The 630-nt window shown below is 63.8% G+C and carries 1 protein-coding gene; it reads right to left on the bottom strand.

Annotated features, from left to right (window positions below):
* A partial coding sequence (locus BN3659_RS10985) for a hypothetical protein (protein WP_141682573.1) occupies positions 1–630 on the bottom strand: 630 nt, incomplete at both ends.

Raw genomic sequence — 630 nt, 5'->3', positions numbered from 1 at the left:
GCGAGAGCTGTCCGGCCAGCGCTGCGCTCTTGGCACGCTCGGCGTCGAGCTTGTTCTGCATCTCGCGCATCTCCAGCTGACAGAACTTGTCGTTGATGACCTGCGTCTGGGCGTCGATTTTCGAGCCAAGGGCCGTGAACTGCGCGTTGGCCGTGTTGGTCAGCGTGTTGGTCTGGTTGAGCACCGCGAGCTGACTTTCGTAGCCCTGCCGTTCGATGGCGGTGCGCACGTCGCAGCAGCACGAGGCCATTTGGGAGAGCACCTGCGAGTTGCCGGACTGTACGGCGTTGATGATCTGCTGCGCCGAGAGCCCCGACTGAGCCTGAATGTTGCACAGAGCCGTCTGTATCTGCTGTACGGAGCAGTTGAGCGACGAGGCGAGCTGCGAGATGGCGCTGCCGTTGCCCTGAATGGCGTTCATGAGCAGCTGGCGTCCGGCATCTCCGTTCAGTTCGGCCGGAAGGCTGCCCGTTCCGCGGCCGCCGAAGCCGCCCCAGCCGTTGCCGCCCCAGAGGGCCCACAGCAGGATCATCCACATCCACTCCCAGCCGTAAGCGTTGCCGTTACGGTTGTTCCCGTTCATCAATGCGGCCACGAGGTTGCCGTCCATCGCGCCGCCGTTGTCGAACA

The organism is Alistipes sp. CHKCI003 (assembly GCF_900021155.1).
Lineage (GTDB): Bacteria > Bacteroidota > Bacteroidia > Bacteroidales > Rikenellaceae > Alistipes > Alistipes excrementavium.
Note: the sequence above shows the minus strand (reverse complement) of the source record. Positions and strands in the feature narration are given on the sequence as shown.